This is a genomic window from Isoptericola variabilis (assembly GCF_050311655.1).
GTDB lineage: Bacteria > Actinomycetota > Actinomycetes > Actinomycetales > Cellulomonadaceae > Isoptericola > Isoptericola variabilis.
In genome coordinates, this window is sequence record NZ_JBNOZM010000001.1 from 381227 (window position 1) to 393613 (window position 12387).

A 12387-nucleotide genomic window follows, 5' to 3' on the forward strand; every position below is an offset into this window, starting at 1 on the left:
GCGGGTCACTCCCGTGTGGGCGGCGCCCACCAGGATGGGGGCATGACGTTCACCCACGTGGTGCTCTACCGGGCGATGAACCTGGGCCATCGCGGCAGCCCGGTGCGCGCCGACCTGGAGGCCGCGCTGCTGGCGGCGGGGGCGCGGGCGGTGCGGTCGTTCCAGACCAACGGCACGGTGCTGCTCGACGTCGGCCCGGGCGGGGACGGCGCGGCGGAGGCCGTGGCCCGCGCCGCGGCGCCGCGGCTCGCGGAGCGGTGCGGGTACGCCGGCGCGGCGCTGGTGCGCCCGCTCGCCGACCTCGCGGCGGCGATCGACGGCGACCCGTTCGCGCTCACCCGCGACGAGCGGACGTACCGAGACACCCTGACCTTCGTGGACGGCGGGGAGCCGCTGCCCGTCGACCTGCCGTGGACCGACCCGCGAGACCTGCTCGACCTCGTCGCCGCCAGGCCGGGTGTGGTCCTCGCGGTCGTGCGGGGCGGCCCGGGGACGGGCGGCGACCCGAACTCCGCCGTCGAGCGCTTCACCGGCGGGGTCGCGACGACGCGGACGCTCGGCACCGTGCGGCGGCTGCTGGCGGCCGCCGCACGGACCTGAGCGTCCAGTCCCGCGCGGGGGATCAGGCGGCGGCAGGCTCCTCGCCGACCTCGCCGTCGACCGCCACGAGGCGGGCGCTGCCGTCGTCCAGGTCGTAGACGACGCCGACGACGGCCAGGCGGCCCGCGTCGATGGCCGCGGCGATCGCGGCCGAGTAGCCGCGCAGCAGCGCGACGGTGTGCTTGACGTGCTCGGTGCGCAGCACGTCCGGGTCGATCGGCCCGGTGACGCCCTGCCGGCTCGTGAGCTCCGCGACCGAGGGGATGACCTTGTCGACGACGGCGCGCACGAAGCCGGGCGGCTGCTCGCCGGTCGCGAGGGTGTGCGCCGTCGCCGCGACGGCGCCGCAGGAGTCGTGCCCCAGCACCACCACCAGGGGCGTGTGCAGCACCTCCGTGCCGTACTCGATCGAGCCGAGCACGGTCGTGTCGACCACGTGGCCGGCGGTCCGCACGACGAAGACGTCGCCCAGGCCCTGGTCGAAGATGATCTCCGCCGCCACCCGGGAGTCGGAGCACCCGAAGATCACCGTGTGCGGGTGCTGCACGGTGCGCAGCTCGTGGCGGCGGACGGCGTCCTGGTCGGGGTGGTCCGGCTCGTCGCGGACGAAGCGGCCGTTGCCGGCGCGCAGCCGGGCCCAGGCTTCGGTGGGGGTCAGGGTCATGAGTGCTCCTCTGCTCCGTGATCGTCTGCTGCGTGCTGGCCGGCCCGCACGCGGTCCGGCCCGACGAGGTCGTGGGGCCACGGCGGGTTCGCGCCGGCCCGGGAGACGGTGACGGCGGCCACGGCCACCGCGCGCACGAGCATCCGCGCCGTCGCCGCGCGGTCGATGGCGCGCAGCGCGTCCCGCCGGTCCGCGCCCAGCAGGTCCGCGCCCCACAGCCAGTCCAGGAGGGCGCCCATGAACGAGTCGCCCGCGCCGACGGTGTCGACGACGTCGACCCGCGGGGCCTCGACGGCGACCTCGCCGGCCGCCGTCACCGCCGTCGCGCCCTCGCCGCCGAGCGTCACCACGACGACCGCCGGCCCCGTGGCCTGCCAGGCCCGGGCGACGTCGAGCGGGTCGCGGCCGGGGTAGAGCCACGCCAGGTCCTCGTCGCTGACCTTCACCACGTCCGAGAGCGCGACGATCTCCTCGACCCGCGGGCGCACGGCGTCGGCGTCGCCCATGATCGCCGGCCGCGCGTTGGGGTCGTACGTGACCGTCGCCGTGCCGCGCGCCGCCGCCAGCAGTCGCCGCACGTCGGCGTCCCCGGGCGGGAGCATGGCGGCGATGGAGCCGGTGTGCACCGCGAGGGTCTCGCCGGTGGCGCCGGCGCCCGCGGGCACCTGCCACTCGAGGTCGAACTCGTAGGTGGCGGCGCCCGTGCCGTCGAGGGTCGCCTGCGCGACGCTCGTGCGGTCCGCGCCGTCGCTGCCCGGGGCCAGGGCCACGCGCGACTCGGCGAGCCACGCCCGCACGGCGTCGCCGCGGTCGTCGCGGCCGAGCCACGTCGCGAGCCGCACGTCGCGGCCGAGGCGGCCGAGCGTGAGCGCCACGTTCGCCAGGCTGCCGCCGGGGTGCTCCTCGCTGGTCCCGTCGGGGCGGTGCACCGCGTCCACCAGGGCCTCGCCCACGGCGAGGACGTGCGCGCTCACGCGTCGTCCTCCTCGTCCTCGGGCGACGGCGCCGCCGAGGCGGCCTGCGCAGCCGCCAGCCGCTCCCGCGCGCCGTCGAGCCACTGCTGGCAGCGTGCCGCCAGGGCCTCGCCGCGCTCCCAGAGGGCGAGCGACGCCTCGAGGGGCTCGCTGCCGGCCTCGAGCCGGGCGACGACCTGGACGAGCTCGTCGCGGGCTTCCTCGTAGGTCAGGGCGGAGACGTCGGCGGGCAGGTCCGGGGCACCGGGATTCGCATCGGTCACGGGGGACAGTCAACAACACCGGGCCGACAGGCCGCCGACGTCGTCCGTGTGGCGGGCAGGGCTGCGGGCGGAATTGCCTTGCGACCGGGCGGCGCGTCAGGCAGCGTGCCCGGCATGGGTCATCTGGAGGTGGCGCACGTCGAGCACGTGCTGCCGGACGGGCGCACGCTGCTCGACGACGTCTCGTTCCGCGTCCCCGAGGGCAGCGCCACCGCCCTGGTAGGGCCCAACGGCTCCGGGAAGACGACCCTGCTGCGCCTGCTCTCGGGCGACCTGGTGCCGCAGGCCGGCTCCGTCACCGTGACGGGCGGGCTGGGCGTCATGCGGCAGTTCGTCGGCTCCGTGCGGGACGAGACCACGGTGCGCGACCTGCTCGTCTCCGTCGCGCCGCCCCGGGTGCGCGACGCCGCGCGCGCCGTCGACGCCGCCGAGCTGGCGATCATGGAGGTCGACGACGAGCCCGCGCAGCTCGCGTACGCGCAGGCGCTCGCCGACTGGGCGGAGGCGCAGGGCTACGAGGCCGAGACGCTGTGGGACGTGTGCACCGTCGCCGCGCTGGGCGTCCCGTACGAGCAGGCGCGGTGGCGCGAGGTGCGCACCCTCTCGGGCGGCGAGCAGAAGAGGCTCGTCCTGGAGGCGCTGCTGCGCGGGCCGGACGAGGTGCTGCTCCTCGACGAGCCGGACAACTACCTCGACGTGCCGGGCAAGCGCTGGCTCGAGGACCAGCTCCTGGCCACCCGCCAGACCGTGCTGTTCGTCTCGCACGACCGCGAGCTGCTCGCGCGCGTCGCCGACCGCATCGTCTCCCTCGAGCCCGCGCCGTCCGGCGCCGACGCGTGGGTGCACGGCGGCGGCTTCGCCACGTTCCACGAGGCGCGCCGCGAGCGGTTCGCGCGGTTCGAGGAGCTGCGCCGGCGCTGGGACGAGAAGCACGCCCAGCTCAAGAAGCTCGTCCGGGAGCTGCAGCGCGCCGCGACGATGAGCGACGTCATGGCCGCCCGGTACAAGGCCGCCCAGACCCGCCTGCGCAAGTTCGAGGAGGCCGGCCCGCCGCCCGAGCCGCCGCGCGAGCAGGACATCCGCATGCGCCTGCGCGGCGGCCGCACCGGCGTGCGGGCGCTCACCTGCGAGGGCCTCGGGCTCACCGGGCTGATGCAGCCGTTCGACCTCGAGGTCTTCTACGGCGAGCGCGTCGCGGTCCTCGGGTCGAACGGCTCGGGCAAGTCGCACTTCCTGCGGCTGCTCGGGGGCGACGACGTCGCGCACACGGGTCAGTGGCGCCTCGGCGCGCGCGTCGTGCCCGGCATCTTCGCGCAGACCCACGCGCACCCGGAGCTGTTCGGGCGCACGCTGACCCAGATCCTCTGGGAGGACCACGCCCGCGACCGCGGCGCCGCGATGTCGGTGCTGCGCCGCTACGAGCTCACCGTCGCCGCCGACCGCGCGTTCGACCGGCTGTCGGGCGGGCAGCAGGCCCGGTTCCAGATCCTGCTGCTCGAGCTGGCCGGTTGCACCGCGCTGCTGCTCGACGAGCCCACCGACAACCTCGACCTCGCCAGCGCCGAGGCGCTGCAGGAGGGCCTGGAGGCGTTCGACGGCACCGTCCTCGCGGTGACGCACGACCGCTGGTTCGCGCGCACCTTCGACCGGTTCCTGGTGTTCGGCGAGGACGGCACCGTGCGCGAGACGCCCGAGCCCGTCTGGGACGAGGGGCGGGTCGTCCGGGCGCGCTGAGCGTCACCCCCGCCGCGTCGGGGGCGTGGCCCGGGACCGGCGGCCCGCGGCGACGTCGAGCACGTTGTCGACGAGCCGCTCGGCGGCGCCGGTCGCGTCGCTGATCCCGAGGGTGGAGCCGAGGTGCGCTGGCGCGACGAGCAGCAGGACGAGGTCGAGCGGATCGAGCTCGGTGGTCCCGCTCGCGTCCAGCAGCCGTTGGAAGAGGTCGAGCCGCGGCCGCAGCAGCTCCTCGGTGCGCTCGGGGCTCAGGCGCGCCTCGCGCGACGCCCGGACCAGGGCGTCGACGAAGGCGAGGCCGCCGGGCCGGTCGAAGGCGTCGAGCAGGCCGCGCGTGTACGCGAGCAGGTCGGCGCGCAGGTCGCCGGTGGCAGGGACCGGCGAGGCGGCGTTGACGTCGGCCACCGCGACGTCGAGCACGAGCGCGTCCCGGGTGCGCCAGCGGCGGTAGATCGTCGCCGGGTGGACGCCGGAGCGGGTCGCGACCGCGGAGACCTCGGGAGCCTCGCCGCCGTGCTCCGCCATCAGCTCGCGCACCGCCTGGTGCACGGCTTCCCTGGTCCTGGCCGTACGACCCCCTGGGCGGACGGTCCCGGTCGACTGGAGGCCGTGGTCGGTCGTGTCGCTCACGCCCGCCACCCTAACGCAACGAGTGTTGCATCAGTCGTTCCGCCGGGCTACGTTGCAAACGCAATCGGAGTCGCATCAATGGCGGAGGTGGGCGTCATGCCCAGAGTGCTGGTCGTGGGAGCAGGGATCGCGGGGGACGCGCTCGCGGTGCTGCTCGACAGGTCGGGGTGGCAGGTGACCGTCGTCGAGATCGCGCCGGGCCTGCGGTCCGGCGGGCAGACGGTCGACCTGCGCGGGGACAGCCGGGAGGTGCTCGACCGGCTGGGGCTCCTCGACGCTGCGCTCGCGGCCACGGTCGAGCAGCGAGGCATCGCGTGGATCGACGACCGAGGCCGGCGGCGCGCCGAGATGCCCGTCGAGGCGTTCGGCGGGGCGGGCTTCGTCTCGACGGAGGAGCTGCTGCGCTCCGACCTCGCCCGGTTGCTGCACGACGCGGCCGGCCCGCGCACCGAGCACCGCTTCGGGGACACGGTGACGGGGCTCGCCGAGACCGGCCTCGGGGTGCGGGTCGAGTTCCGCCGGCACGCACCGGAGGACTACGACCTCGTCGTCGGGGCAGACGGCGCGCACTCGGTCGTCCGGCGGCTCGCCCTGGGGCCGGAGCAGGACGTCCGGCGCCCGCTGGGGCTGGCGCACGCCTGGTTCACCCTGCGCGAGACGCGGACGACCCCGCCCCTCGACGGGTGGTTCCTCATGCTCAACCTGCCGGGATCCAGGGTCGTCGAGGCCCGGCCCGGGCGCGCCGGCGAGCAGGAGGTCGGTTTCACCTTCCCGGCCACGTCCCTGCCGCCGCGCGGTGACGCCGACGCACGGTTCGCCCTGCTCGAACGGACCTTCGCGGGAGAGGGCTGGCGCACGCCCGAGCTCCTGGCGGCCGCGCGCGTGTCCGACGACTTCGCCCTCGACACCTACGACCAGATCCGGATGGACAGGTGGTCGCACGGGCGCGTCGTCCTGCTCGGGGACAGCGCGTGGTGCGCCAGCCCCCTGAGCGGCCTGGGCACCGCGCTCGCGCTGCGCGGCGCGGCCACCCTCGCCGACGTGCTCGGCGACGAGCTCCCGGCCGACGTCGGCGCGCCCCTCGCCGCGTACGAGGTCGCGATGCGCCCGGTGGTCGAGCGCGCCCAGGCCATGTACCCCGGCCGGGTCCGCTCGTTCGCACCGCGCACGCGCTCCGGCATCGCGGTCATGACCGGAGTCATGCGGCTGATCCAGCGCGGCCCGGTCGCGGCGTTCCTCACCCGGCACGCCGGCGACTACGGGCGGGCGCCCGAGGCGGCGCCCGCCCCGCCGGTCAGGACCGTCCGCTGAAGAAGGCCTTCAGGTCGTCGGCCAGCAGCCCGGGCTCCTCCATCGCGGGGAAGTGACCGCCCTCGGGGTGCTCGACCCACCGGTCGATGGCGCCCCAGGCGTTGAAGACCTTGGCCATGAGCGGGTGGGTGTCGAACACGGACCACGCGGAGGGGACGTCGGCGGCGGAGAGCCAGTCGAGCCCGGAGTGCGAGGCCTCGTAGTAGAACTGCGCGCTGGACGCTCCGCTGCGGGTGAACCAGTACAGCGACACGTTCGTGAGGAGCTGGTCGCGGTCGACGGACTCGTCCGGCGTGGGGCGCTTCGGGTTGGTCCAGGTCTGGAACTTCTCCGCGATCCACGCGAGCTGCCCGACGGGGGAGTCGACCAGGGCCGCACCGATGGTCTCGGGGCGGTGGTTCTGCATCTCGAAGTAGCCGTGCTCGGCGGCGTCGCGGGCTCGCACCGCCTCGATCTGGGCGACCTCGTCGTCCGTCAGCCCGTCGGGCATCGGGAACTGCGTGCCGACCATGCCGAGCGTCCGCCCGTCGCTCCCGACATGGGTGGCGATCACGCGCTCCGGATAGAGGGCGGGGAGCCGGCCGGTGACACCGGCGCCGATGTCGGTGCCGTGCACGCCGTACCGCTCGTAGCCGAGGCGCGACATGATCTCGGCGTACGCCTCGGTGGTGCGCGCCACCTCCCAGCCGGTGCCGGACAGGGGGGTCGAGAACCCGAACCCGGGCAGGGACGGCACGACGACGTGGAACGCGTCGGTGAGCAGCGGGAGCAGCCGCTGGTACTCGACGAACGAGCCCGGCCACCCGTGGCACAGGAGCAGTGGCGTGGCGTCCGGGTTCGCGGAGCGCGCGTGCACCACGTGGAAGGTCTGGCCGTCGACGACGGTCGTGACCTGCGCGTACTCGTTGAGCGCGGTCTCCTGGGCGCGCCAGTCGAAGCCGTCGCGCCAGTACTCGGCGAGCTCGCGCAGGTACGGCAGGGGGATGCCGCGGCTGAAGTCCGTGCGGTCGTCGCGGCCCGGCACGGGAAGCGGCCAGCGGGTGCGCGCCAGCCGGTCGTGCAGGTCGTCGAGGTCGGCCTGCGGGACGTCGATGCGGAAGGGGACGAGGGTGGTGTCTGCGGTGGTGTCCATGCCTCCACGCTCGCAGCAATCGCGGAAGGTTTGCTTCCGCGATGGGTGAGATGCTCCGAGAATGCTCGAGACGTCGGCCCGCCTCCTCCAGCTCCTGTCCCTGCTGCAGCTGCGGCGCGACTGGACCAGCGGCGACCTTGCCGAGCGGCTCGGGGTGAGCACCCGCACCGTGCGCACCGACGTCGGCAAGCTGCGTTCGCTCGGCTACCCGGTCGAGGCCCGGCCCGGCGTCGCGGGCGGGTACCGGCTCGCCGCCGGGTCGGCGATGCCGCCGCTCGTGCTCGACGACGACGAGGCGGTCGCGGTCGCGATCGGCCTCGGCGTCGCGGCGGGCGCCGGCGCGGACGGCGGGGAGACGTTCCTCACCGCGCTCGCCAAGCTCGAGCAGGTGATGCCCTCGCGGCTGAAGCGCCGCGTCGAGGCGGTCCGCGAGGCCACCAGCGTGGTGCCGGAGGTCGACCCGGCCCCGGACCTCGAGGTGCTCGGCGCCGTCGCCGCCGCGATCCGGAACCACGAGCGGCTCCGCTTCGACTACACGACCCACGCCGGGACCGGGTCGGCGCGCCACACCGAGCCGCACCGCGTGGTGCGGTGGGGCTCGCGGTGGTACCTGCTGGCCTGGGACCTCGACCGGGCGGACTGGCGGGTCTTCCGCGTGGACCGGATCGCCCCGCGCCCGCCCACCGGGGCGCGGTTCCGGCCGCGGGCGGTCCCCGAGGACGCCGTGCAGCGCTACGTCGTGGCGCGGGTGGGGCGGGCGACCTGGCGCTACCGCGCGCGGATCCTCGTCCACGCGCCCGCCGACGAGGTGGTCGCGAGGATCGGCTCGCCCCTCGAGGTCGAGGTGCTCGGGCCGCGGACGTGCCGCGTGGAGGTCGGCAGCGACGATCCCGACCAGCTCGCGCTGTGGATCACCCAGCTCGGCATGGACGTCGACGTGCTCGAGGGGGACGAGCTCCGGGCGGCGTTCGGCCGGCTCGCGGAACGGCTCACGCGGGCGGCGCGGGTGCCGCCGTCGCCGTGACGGCGGCGTCCAGCGAGCCCTCGGCGACGCGCACGTGCACGGCGTCGCCGGTCGCGACGTCGTGGCTCGCCCGCACGACGTGCCCGTCCGCGCGCTGCACGACGGCGTACCCCCGCTCCAGCGTGGCCTGCGGGGAGAGCGCCCGGACCTGGGCCGCGAGACGGCCGACCTCCCCGGACGCGCGCAGCAGCGCGGCGTCCAGGCAGTGGCGGGCGTGCCGCACGTGCTGGGCGATCTCGCGCTCGCGGGCGTCGACCGTCGTCTGCGGGCGGGCCAGCACCGGGCGCGACCGCAGCGCGTCCAGCCCGTGCTGCTCGCGCTCGACCCGCCCCGCCATCGCGGCGCGCATCCGTCGTCGCGCCTGCTCCAGCCGCAGCCGCTCCTCGGCGACGTCGGGCACGACCTGCTTGGCCGCGTCGGTCGGGGTGGACGCGCGGTGGTCGGCGACGAGGTCCAGCAGCGGGGTGTCGGTCTCGTGCCCGATGGCGCTGACCAGTGGCGTCGTGGCGGCCGCCGCGGCGCGGACCAGCGCCTCGTTGCTGAACGGCAGCAGGTCCTCCACCGACCCGCCGCCGCGCGCCACGACGATCACCTCGACCTCGGGGCGGGCGTCGAGGTCGGCGATCGCGGCGCTCACCTCCCGGACGGCGTCGACACCCTGCACCGCGACCTCACGGATCTCGAACCGGACCTGCGGCCAGCGGGCACGCGCGTTCACCACGACGTCGTACTCGGCCTTCGACTCCCGCCCGCACACGAGCCCCACCACGGCGGGCAGGAACGGCAGCGGACGCTTGCGGTCGAGGTCGAACAGGCCCTCGGCGGCGAGCACGCGGCGGAGCTGGTCGATGCGGGCGAGCAGCTCGCCGACGCCCACCTGGCGCACCGCCGTCGCGCGCATCGACATCCGGCCGGTCTTGACCCAGAACTCGGGCTTGGCCTGCACCACGACGTGGTCGCCCACCTCGGGCTTGTGATGGAGCCCCTCGTAGATCCGCGACAGCAGGTGCACGGGGAGGGAGGCCTCGGCGTCGGTGTCGCGCAGGGTGACGAACTGCATGCCCGCGCGGGGCCGGTAGGTGTGCTCCACGACCTGGCCCTCGACCCAGACCGTCGACATCCGCGCGACGTAGTCCCGGATCTTCGCGGACAGCAGCCGCACCGGCCACGGGCGCTCCGCCGTCGTGTCGCGGGCGAGCTCGGGCAGGGGCTGCGGCTGGGCTGCTGTCCGGGATTCCGGCTGGGACGTGTCCGACACGTCGTCCAGCATGCCCCACGCCGCCGACGGGCCCGTCGGAGGTCGCCGACGCCCGGTCGTGCGCCCGTCACAGGACGTCCACAACGGCCCACCTAGACTGGCCGCGTGACTGTGACCAGCCCGGCTCCCGCCACCCCGACGTCCACCAAGCGCGTGCTCCTCGCCGCGCCGCGCGGCTACTGCGCGGGGGTGGACCGTGCGGTGGTCGCGGTGGAGAAGGCGCTCGAGACGTACGGCGCGCCCGTGTACGTGCGCAAGGAGATCGTGCACAACAAGCACGTCGTGGAGACGCTGCGCGACCGCGGCGCGATCTTCGTCAACGAGACCGACGAGGTGCCCGAGGGCGCCCGGCTCGTGTTCTCCGCGCACGGCGTCTCGCCCGCGGTGCGGGAGTCGGCCGCGGCCCGCAGCCTCGAGACGATCGACGCCACCTGCCCGCTGGTGACGAAGGTGCACAAGGAGGCCGTCCGGTTCGCCAAGGACGACTACGACATCCTCCTCATCGGCCACACCGGGCACGAGGAGGTCGAGGGCACGGCCGGCGAGGCGCCCGACCACGTGCAGGTCGTCAACTCCCCGGACGAGGTCGACCAGGTGCAGGTCCGCGACCCGCACAAGGTCGTCTGGATCTCGCAGACCACGCTGTCGGTGGACGAGACCATGGAGACCGTGCGGCGCCTGCGCGACCGGTTCCCCGAGATGCAGGACCCGCCCAGCGACGACATCTGCTACGCCACGCAGAACCGCCAGGTCGCGGTGAAGAAGCTGGCCCCGGAGTGCGACGTCGTCATCGTCGTGGGCTCGGCGAACTCGTCGAACTCCGTGCGGCTGGTGGAGGTGGCGCTGCAGGCCGGCGCCCGCAGCGCGTACCGCGTGGACCGCGCGACCGAGATCGAGGACGCCTGGCTCGACGGCGCGACGACGGTGGGTGTCACGTCCGGCGCGTCCGTGCCCGAGATCCTCGTGCAGGACGTCATCGCGCACCTGGACAGCCACGGCTTCGGCGAGGTCGAGGAGGTGCGCACCGCCACCGAGGACCTGATGTTCTCCCTGCCGCGCGAGCTGGCGCGCGGCCTCAAGGCCGCCGGCCAGGAGGAGAAGCGCCCCCGCCGCGGCGCGCGCACCGCGCTGCCGGTCGAGCCCGCCTGACCCGAGCCCGCGAGGCGCTCAGCCCGCGGCCGACTCGCCCTTCTCCTCGGTCCCGGTCGCGCGCTCGAGGTCGCGCTGCGCGGCGTCGACGAGCGACTCGACCGAGTCGCCGCGCGCCCCGGCACGCTCCCCGTCGGCGGACAGCGTGCCCAGGTCGACGACGAAGCCCTCCTCGACGGCCAGCAGCTCCGGCTTGGTCACGGTGCGCGTCGTGTCCTCGACCGCCTTGAGCGGCTCGATCGCCTGACCCGCGTCGACGACCTTGAGCTCGACCATCCGGCGCGCCTGCGGCAGAACGCGGGTCTCCAGCGATCCGACGAACGCGTTGTAGTGCTTGGTGGCGGAGGTCATCGACTGGCCGAGCTTGGTGATGCTCTTGGTCATCGTGACGATGCGGGCGTACAGCTCCTTGCCGGTCTGCAGCACCTTCTGGGCGTCCTCGGCGATGGCGTCCTGCTGCCACGCGTACGCCACGGTGCGCAGCATGGCGACGAGCGTCATCGGCGTCGCGACGAGCACCCGCTTGCGGATGGCCGTCTCGAGCAGGTCGGGCTGGCGCTCGACCGCCGCCGCCAGGATCGGCTCCGCGGGGACGAACATCACGACGAACTCGGGCGCGGCGTCGAACTGCCCCCAGTACGCCTTGCCGGCGAGGACGTCGACGTGCTTGGCGAGGTCCTTGGCGTGCGCGTCGAGCTCCCGGTCGCCGTCGGCCGGGCTGCCCGCCTGCTGGGCGCGCAGGTACGCGCTGAGCGGCACCTTCGCGTCGACCACGATGTTCTTGCCGCCCGCCAGGCTCACCACGAGGTCGGGGATGAGCGTGTCGCCCTCCGCCGTCGTGCGGTGCACCTGGGCCTCGAAGTCGACGTGGTCCATCATCCCGGCCGCCTCGACGACCCGCTTGAGCTGCAGCTCGCCCCACACGCCCCGCGTCTGGTTGGAGCGCAGCGCCGACACGAGGTCGCTGGTGCCGACGCGCAGCTGCGCGTTGACGCTCTCGAGCTGGCGCAGCTGCTCCGTGAGGGCCGTGTGCCCCTGGATGCGGGCCTGCTCGGCGGTGTCGACGCGGGCGTTGACCTTGTCGAGCGTCTTGCTCATCGGGTCGAGCAGCGCGCGGATCGCCTGCTCGCGCTGGGCGAGCGTCTCGTCGTTCTTCTGCGTGCTGCGGCGCAACCGCTCGTCCGCCAGGTCGAGGAACTGCTTCTGGTTCGCCGTCAGCACGTCGTTGGCCAGCGCGCGGAACCGCTGCGCCGCGGCCTCCTGGTCGCCCTTGGCCTCGGCGAGCTGCTCCTCGAGGTTCTCGCGCACCTGGGTGAGCAGCCGGTCGGCCTGCTCCCGCGCCTCCGCCACCCGGCGGTCGGCCTCGTCGCGGGCCCGGTCGAGGTCGCGGTCGGCGAGCTCGCGCTGCTCCGCGAGGCGGCGCGCGGCCTCGTCCGCGGCCTGGGTCAGGCGGCTGCGCAGCTCGGCGGCGTCGCGGCGCAGGGTCTCGAGCTCGCCGTGCTGCTGCACCCGCTGCATCTCCTGCGACCGGCCGGCCTTGGCCGCCCGGTTCGCGTGCCCCATCCAGCCCAGCAACGCCCCGAGCACGAGGGCGCCGGCGATGAGGAGGAGAGCGAGGGACGTCGTCATGGGCGACACGGTGTCACGG

At 74.9% G+C, this 12387-nt stretch carries 12 protein-coding genes; 5 read left to right on the plus strand and 7 right to left on the minus strand.

Going from position 1 to position 12387, the window contains the following annotated elements; translation table 11 throughout:
- The first annotated feature begins 42 nt into the window (after window positions 1-42).
- Window positions 43-600, plus strand: a complete 558-nt coding sequence (locus ACQP60_RS01785; RefSeq protein ID WP_429728114.1) for a DUF1697 domain-containing protein — start codon at window positions 43-45, stop codon at window positions 598-600.
- A 22-nt stretch (window positions 601-622) separates the two neighbouring features.
- On the opposite strand, the gene ACQP60_RS01790 is transcribed toward ACQP60_RS01785, so the two are convergent.
- From ACQP60_RS01790 to ACQP60_RS01800, 3 genes are read right to left on the minus strand one after another with little or no spacing between them, the layout of a single operon-like run.
- Window positions 623-1264 (minus strand): carbonic anhydrase, encoded by a 642-nt coding sequence (locus tag ACQP60_RS01790; RefSeq protein ID WP_429728115.1) that lies wholly within the window; start codon window positions 1262-1264, stop codon window positions 623-625.
- Complete coding sequence (locus ACQP60_RS01795) at window positions 1261-2238, minus strand: carbohydrate kinase family protein (protein ID WP_429728116.1); 978 nt, start codon at window positions 2236-2238, stop codon at window positions 1261-1263. The genes ACQP60_RS01790 and ACQP60_RS01795 overlap by 4 nt, the downstream gene beginning before the upstream one ends.
- Window positions 2235-2501 (minus strand): exodeoxyribonuclease VII small subunit, encoded by a 267-nt coding sequence (locus ACQP60_RS01800; RefSeq protein WP_429728117.1) that lies wholly within the window; start codon window positions 2499-2501, stop codon window positions 2235-2237. The genes ACQP60_RS01795 and ACQP60_RS01800 overlap by 4 nt, the downstream gene beginning before the upstream one ends.
- 114 nt (window positions 2502-2615) lie before the next feature.
- Between ACQP60_RS01800 and ACQP60_RS01805 the strand changes: the two genes are divergently transcribed.
- Entirely contained in the window at window positions 2616-4235 is a 1620-nt protein-coding gene (locus ACQP60_RS01805; protein WP_429728118.1) for an ABC-F family ATP-binding cassette domain-containing protein, read from the plus strand.
- A gap of 3 nt (window positions 4236-4238) precedes the next feature.
- Here ACQP60_RS01805 and ACQP60_RS01810 read toward each other — a convergent pair whose 3' ends face one another.
- The gene (locus ACQP60_RS01810) at window positions 4239-4865 is read right to left on the minus strand and encodes a TetR/AcrR family transcriptional regulator (protein ID WP_429728119.1); all 627 of its coding nucleotides are present in this window, start codon (window positions 4863-4865) and stop codon (window positions 4239-4241) included.
- Between the two features lie 96 nt (window positions 4866-4961).
- Between ACQP60_RS01810 and ACQP60_RS01815 the strand changes: the two genes are divergently transcribed.
- Window positions 4962-6176: an FAD-dependent monooxygenase gene (locus tag ACQP60_RS01815; RefSeq protein ID WP_429728120.1), complete on the plus strand. Its 1215-nt coding sequence runs from the start codon at window positions 4962-4964 to the stop codon at window positions 6174-6176.
- On the opposite strand, the gene ACQP60_RS01820 is transcribed toward ACQP60_RS01815, so the two are convergent.
- On the minus strand, window positions 6160-7308 hold the full coding sequence (locus ACQP60_RS01820) for an epoxide hydrolase family protein (protein WP_429728121.1): 1149 nt from the start codon (window positions 7306-7308) through the stop codon (window positions 6160-6162). The two genes, ACQP60_RS01815 and ACQP60_RS01820, sit on opposite strands and share 17 nt — an antisense overlap.
- 61 nt (window positions 7309-7369) lie before the next feature.
- Between ACQP60_RS01820 and ACQP60_RS01825 the strand changes: the two genes are divergently transcribed.
- Window positions 7370-8332, plus strand: a complete 963-nt coding sequence (locus ACQP60_RS01825; protein WP_429728122.1) for a helix-turn-helix transcriptional regulator — start codon at window positions 7370-7372, stop codon at window positions 8330-8332.
- On the opposite strand, the gene xseA is transcribed toward ACQP60_RS01825, so the two are convergent.
- Entirely contained in the window at window positions 8298-9602 is a 1305-nt protein-coding gene (gene xseA, locus ACQP60_RS01830) for an exodeoxyribonuclease VII large subunit (RefSeq protein WP_429728123.1), read from the minus strand. The two genes, ACQP60_RS01825 and xseA, sit on opposite strands and share 35 nt — an antisense overlap.
- 93 nt (window positions 9603-9695) lie before the next feature.
- Between xseA and ACQP60_RS01835 the strand changes: the two genes are divergently transcribed.
- Window positions 9696-10739 (plus strand): 4-hydroxy-3-methylbut-2-enyl diphosphate reductase, encoded by a 1044-nt coding sequence (locus tag ACQP60_RS01835; RefSeq protein ID WP_429728124.1) that lies wholly within the window; start codon window positions 9696-9698, stop codon window positions 10737-10739.
- Window positions 10740-10757: 18 nt separating this feature from the next.
- Here ACQP60_RS01835 and ACQP60_RS01840 read toward each other — a convergent pair whose 3' ends face one another.
- Window positions 10758-12368, minus strand: a complete 1611-nt coding sequence (locus ACQP60_RS01840) for a DNA recombination protein RmuC (protein WP_429728125.1) — start codon at window positions 12366-12368, stop codon at window positions 10758-10760.
- Between the last annotated feature and the right edge of the window lie 19 nt (window positions 12369-12387).

Excerpts from the sequence above, each read along its gene's own strand:
- ACQP60_RS01785 (WP_429728114.1), top strand. The coding sequence starts at position 43 with ATGACGTTCACCCACGTGGTGCTCTACCGGGCGATGAACCTGGGCCAT.
- ACQP60_RS01790 (WP_429728115.1), bottom strand. The coding sequence starts at position 1,264 with ATGACCCTGACCCCCACCGAAGCCTGGGCCCGGCTGCGCGCCGGCAAC.
- ACQP60_RS01805 (WP_429728118.1), top strand. The coding sequence starts at position 2,616 with ATGGGTCATCTGGAGGTGGCGCACGTCGAGCACGTGCTGCCGGACGGG.
- ACQP60_RS01815 (WP_429728120.1), top strand. The coding sequence starts at position 4,962 with ATGCCCAGAGTGCTGGTCGTGGGAGCAGGGATCGCGGGGGACGCGCTC.
- ACQP60_RS01820 (WP_429728121.1), bottom strand. The coding sequence starts at position 7,308 with ATGGACACCACCGCAGACACCACCCTCGTCCCCTTCCGCATCGACGTC.
- ACQP60_RS01825 (WP_429728122.1), top strand. The coding sequence starts at position 7,370 with ATGCTCGAGACGTCGGCCCGCCTCCTCCAGCTCCTGTCCCTGCTGCAG.
- xseA (WP_429728123.1), bottom strand. The coding sequence starts at position 9,602 with ATGCTGGACGACGTGTCGGACACGTCCCAGCCGGAATCCCGGACAGCA.
- ACQP60_RS01840 (WP_429728125.1), bottom strand. The coding sequence starts at position 12,368 with ATGACGACGTCCCTCGCTCTCCTCCTCATCGCCGGCGCCCTCGTGCTC.